The 4,969-nt window shown below is 65.7% G+C and carries 6 protein-coding genes; all 6 read left to right on the top strand.

What is annotated here, in order from left to right; translation table 11 throughout:
- Positions 1 to 39: 39 nt before the first annotated feature.
- Complete coding sequence (locus AC1ROC_RS20180) at positions 40 to 684, top strand: hypothetical protein (RefSeq protein WP_168688737.1); 645 nt, start codon at positions 40 to 42, stop codon at positions 682 to 684.
- Positions 685 to 689: 5 nt separating this feature from the next.
- Positions 690 to 845 (top strand): hypothetical protein, encoded by a 156-nt coding sequence (locus AC1ROC_RS20175; protein WP_168688738.1) that lies wholly within the window; start codon positions 690 to 692, stop codon positions 843 to 845.
- The gene (locus AC1ROC_RS20170; RefSeq protein ID WP_085369601.1) at positions 842 to 1,165 is read left to right on the top strand and encodes a hypothetical protein; all 324 of its coding nucleotides are present in this window, start codon (positions 842 to 844) and stop codon (positions 1,163 to 1,165) included. Before AC1ROC_RS20175 ends, AC1ROC_RS20170 begins: the two co-directional genes overlap by 4 nt.
- Positions 1,162 to 2,208 (top strand): hypothetical protein, encoded by a 1,047-nt coding sequence (locus AC1ROC_RS20165; protein WP_493001963.1) that lies wholly within the window; start codon positions 1,162 to 1,164, stop codon positions 2,206 to 2,208. Before AC1ROC_RS20170 ends, AC1ROC_RS20165 begins: the two co-directional genes overlap by 4 nt.
- A gap of 3 nt (positions 2,209 to 2,211) precedes the next feature.
- A complete protein-coding gene (locus AC1ROC_RS20160; RefSeq protein ID WP_168688740.1) occupies positions 2,212 to 3,747 on the top strand; it encodes an SCO6880 family protein in 1,536 nt (511 codons plus the stop codon).
- A gap of 1 nt (position 3,748) precedes the next feature.
- Positions 3,749 to 4,969 (top strand): putative type IV secretion/conjugal transfer ATPase (locus tag AC1ROC_RS20155; protein WP_493001962.1); only part of this gene is annotated, 1,221 nt, incomplete at its 3' end.

Here is a 4,969-nt window from a genome sequence, read left to right as displayed (position 1 = left end):
TGTAGGTGAAGGCGCAGACGAGAACCGAGGTGACTTGAGATGAACAAGAAGCTGATCGCAATCGGGGCACTCCTGCCATGCCTGGCGCTGGTCGGCTGCGTCTCCACGGGGCCCACCCGAAACCCGTCATTCACGACCGTTGCGCCGGCCAAGCCGACGCCGACTACGTCGCACGCTGCAGTACCGGCTGCGGACGGCATCGTGGACACCGTCTACGTCCAGGTCTTCCCTGGCCGCACCTTCAAGTCGAAGCACGGCTGCCGGTGCACCGTCCCGGATTCGAACCAGGAGCTTTTCCCTGCCGGGACCCCCGTGGTGTTCATGAAGCTGACGATGACCGGGGAATGGAAGCCTTCGCAGGGCAATCAGACCTACCAGATCGTCACCGGCACCACGTTGAAGGGAACCCAATTCGATGGGCGCCCCGAACCGGCCGTCCTCGACACCGCTGACGGACCCGCTGCCGCGAAAGCCGCGGGACTGCCCTGGCTCCCCACCGGCCTCTTCGGTAGCAAGACCGACTGGACAGTACCGAACGACAAGGAACGCTCCTTCGCCGCCGCCTGGTACCTCCCGGCCGGCGTCGACCGCCTCCTGCTCACCGTGGACGTCCCCTCCGAGGGACAGCCGCTGCACCTGATCGTTCCACTACCGAACGCCGCCGCGAACGCGAGCGGGGAGTGAACCTCATGGACCTCCTGCTCAATCTGCTCGGTCTGCTGCTGATCGTCGGAATCGCATTGCTCGGCATCGCCGGCAGCGGACTGCTGACCGCCAAACGGATGGCTGAGATGAGCGAACCCACTTTGAACACAGACACCCCGGAAAGGAATACCGAATCATGAACGCACTCAACGAGGCCCTGGTGACCGTGCACTCCCGCGCGATCACCGTTCTGACAGTGGCCAACCCGTCACCGGACTTCTCCGGCCCTGGCGTTTCCGCGCTCCAGTCGATCGCGAACGTCGTGTTCGCCATCGTGCTCTCGCTCGCTGTGATCGGGGGACTCATCGCCGCCGGATTCATCGTGGTCGGCCACATCTCCAGCAATGGCCGGGTGCAGAAGATGGGCATGGTCGGGCTGGTCAGCTGCATCGCCGGCGTCGCCGTCGCAGGGGGCATCGCCGGACTGATCAACTGGGGTCAGTCGCTGAAGGTGGCGTGAGCGTCATGTTGGTTCTCTCCGCGCCGCCCGATCCGTTCTCGCCGAACTACGGCTGCTTCCTCTCCGACTTCAGTTGCCAAGCCTCACAAACGGTGGCCCGGTTCATGGCTTCCACCATCCGCAATCTCGGCGACTTCATCGCCACCATGATCGCCGGGGCATTCAACACCAGCATTGACCAGGGCAGCTGGAACATCGCCCACTCCCAATTCCTGTTCTGGGTCGCCGTCACCGCACCGGTCATCCTGATCGTCGCGCTTGTCCAGATCGGGATTGCAATGATCTTGCAGGATTGGCACCGGATCGGCCGCACCGCCGCCGGCGCTGCGCTCGCCATCCCGTTCTCCGCGATCTGCGTGTGGGGGATGCAGAAGGCGTCCGGTGTCACCGACGCCATCACGTCCAGCCTCACCACTACCGTTCAAGGCGGCGACCTCAGCAAGGGGCTGCTGCGCGTGATCGGCATCCTCGATGTTTCGAAGCAGGCCCCCAACGCCGTCATGCATAACTCCCAGTTCACCCAGGGTGGCGTCATCTTCACCATGGTGTCGGAAGGAGCGCAGGGACCTGCCTCGGTGGGTGAATATGTGATGGCGCTTCTCGTGGTCGGCCTGATGATGGTCGCGTCGCTGTTCCTGTTCATCGCCATGTCCATCCGCGAGTTCGGTCTGCTGGCTTTGGCTGCAATGGCTCCGGTCGGCCTGATGATGATCGGCCAGCCCAAGCTGACCGCGTGGGCGCAACGGTGGATGAACCTCACCGTCGGGCTGCTGATCGCTAAACCGCTCGCAGCGGGCGTCGTCTTACTCGCGGTGGAGCTGACCAAGGCCAGCTTGAGCATCGGCGTCATCCTGGTCGCCGCCGGCGCGGTGATCGCCGCCTCGTTCAGCCCGCTCTGGGCCACCAAGCTCGTCTCGTTCGCGGGAGCCGAGGTCGGCACGGCGCTTCATCACCGGTTCTCAATGCGCGACCAGTTCTCACGCGTCAACACCGCCGCAGCACCCGTCCGGTCGGCTGCTCGGGTCATCAAGGTTGGGAGATAGCTCATGACCACGTTTATCGCCGACCAATTGATCAGCGACGAGGGCGCACCCCGCGTCCGGTTCGCCGCGCGTGAGCGCCGGGGGATCTTCCTCGGGCTGACGTTCCTGCAACTGGTTGTGGTGGGCGGAGCTATCGCCATTCTGCTCGCGACCCTGTTCATCAATGCCAACGCGATCTGGGTGATGCTGCCAATCGTCGCCCTCATCGCCTTCTTCGCCCTCGCCACATACCGGCGCGAACCCGTCCTCATCATCGCCGCGCAGGCCGCCCGGTACGCCTACCGGAGCATCGCCGGACAGACAGTGTTCCGCCGCGACGTCTGGCTGCGAGTCACCATGGCGTCCTTGAAGGTCGGCCACGCCCAGATCGAAGCCGTCACACCGACAGTGACCTCGAAGTTTCTGCTGCCGGGTGCGCTCGGCGACGTGCAGGTCGTACAGATCCCCGGCGCCGGCGCGTTCATTTACAACGCCCGCGGCCGCCTCGCCTCCGTCACCGTCCGGGTCGGATCCCGAGCATGGGCGCTACGCGACAAAGGCACCCAAGAAGCCGCCTACGACGGCTTCGTCGAATGGCTCAGCTCGCTGGAAAGCCTGCCCGGCGTCCGGGAGACCGCCATCCGTATCCGGGTCGACCGCGCGTCGTCGAACGAGTTGCGCGACTACCTGTTGGCTCGCGAGAGCGAACATGCTCCGCAGGTCAGCCCCGAGCTGCGTCAGCAGTATTGGGATCTGACCCAGACCGCGTCCAAGCGGTCGATGGGGTTCACGAATTTCGTCACTCTCACTTTCGACACCGGCATTCTGAACGCGGCGATCCGCGACGCGGGCAAGGGCCTGACCGGTCTCGCTGCTGTGCTGAAGGAACGGGTCGCCGGCATCGAGGCGTCGATGGAACACGCCCGATTGACCCCAGCCGGTTGGCTCACCTCGGACGACCTCGACGAACTCCTGGCGCTCTCCGCCGACCCCGTTTCGGCGGCGACCCGACGCGAGCAAGGCGCCGCGACGGAGGCGCACCCTGCACCGCCGGTGATGGGGATCGATGAGGGCTGGGACACGATGCGGGTGGACCAGTCCTGGCATCAGACCTTCTGGGTGGCCGAGTGGCCGCGCACCGACGTCCGCACTGGGTTTCTGGAGCCGCTGCTTTACGCCGGAGATGCGACCCGGGTTATCACGCTGCAGGTTCGCCCGGTGGCGACGCATAAGGCGCTCGCCCAGCTGAACCGCGCCCAGTCCGACATGGAAACGTCAGCCACCATCCGGATGAAACTCTCCTCCCGAATTCCGCTCACACACCTCCGCGAGGAAGAGGACCTTGCTGTGCGGGAGCACGATCTGGTCGATGGGTTCGGTGATGTGCAGTACCGCGGGTTCGTGACCGTCTCCGCCGAATCGAAGGATGCCCTGTCCAAGGCGCGCACGGATATCGAGCAGGCGTCACACCCGGCTCGGCTGGTGTTGGCGTCGATGTCGGGGCAGCAGGCGGCCGGGTTCGTCACCGGCGCTCTGCCAGTGCCGTTAGAGGGGGAGTGAGATGAAGCCCAATACCGTCATCGGCCGCATCCCAGCTGATGAGAAGCCTGGGGCCAACGGCCGCAACCGCCAGCCGGAATCCGCCGGCAAGGGTTCGAGTTGGAAGCTGGAGTCGACGGAGTTGCCGGCGTCGAAGATGCCGGCGTGGGGGTGGAAGCAGCCGCGCAATCTGCGCGGCCCACTGCGCGCCACCCCGCCAGCACACCGCTGCAGTTCCAAGGTCCTCGGTGGTGCATATCCGTTCCTGGCGGAGACGGGCGACATCCTGACCGGTGCGTACATCGGCGAGAACGAACTCTCCCGAGCCCCGTTCTGCTTCGATCCCTGGGACGCCTACTCGGCCGAGGCTGTCCGCTCGCACTCGGTCGCCATCCTCGGCGTCAAAGGCACCGGCAAGTCGATGCTTGCCAAGTCCTGGTCCTCCCGCCTGGCACGGCTGGGTCGCAAGGTCGCCGTACCCCACGACCCGAACGGCGAATGGGTGCGGGTCGCCGAGTATGTCGGCGGCACCTCCATCAGCGTTGGCCCCGGCAAAGCCGCCCGCATCAACCTGCTCGACGAGGGTCCGCGGGACGCGACGTTTTCCGATGAGGACTGGAACCAAAACGTACTCCAGTATCGCCGCGCCACGGTCAAAACGATCATCCGCCGGCTCCGCGAAGGCGGAAACCTAGAACCGGTCGAACACACCGCGCTTGACGTCGCGCTCGACGCGCTCCGCGGCCAGTCGACGGTCACCATCACCCACGTCTATAACCGCCTCGTCGACCCCGACACGGACCAGCCCGCTGAGGTCGCCGACGCCGGACACCGGCTCGCGCACTCGCTGCGACGGATGGTATCCGGCGACCTCACCGGGTTCTTCGACGGCCCATCCACGGTCCGCTTCGACGCGGACGCCCCGATGATGGTCGTCGACACCTCTGCGCTGAAGGGCGCATCCCCCGAAGCACAGGCTCTCGCCCGTCTCGCGACAGCGAATTGGATCCGCCGCTCCTCGCTCGGCGCCAACCGGCAGGCTCGGGTCATCATCCACGAGGAAGCCGCCGTCGAACTTCTCAACGATGTCTCCGGCGGTGACGGCCTCGCAGACCGGGTGGAAGACGAGAAGGTGGCCCGCCACCTCGGCACCAGCAACTGGTACCTGCTGCACCGGGTCGCCGACCTCGATGCACTCGGCGACCGCAACAGCGCGCTCCACTCCCGGGCGCTCGGCCTCCTT

It is taken from the genome of Leifsonia sp. GW821-FHT13C05 (assembly GCF_058806515.1).
Note: the sequence above shows the minus strand (reverse complement) of the source record. Positions and strands in the feature narration are given on the sequence as shown.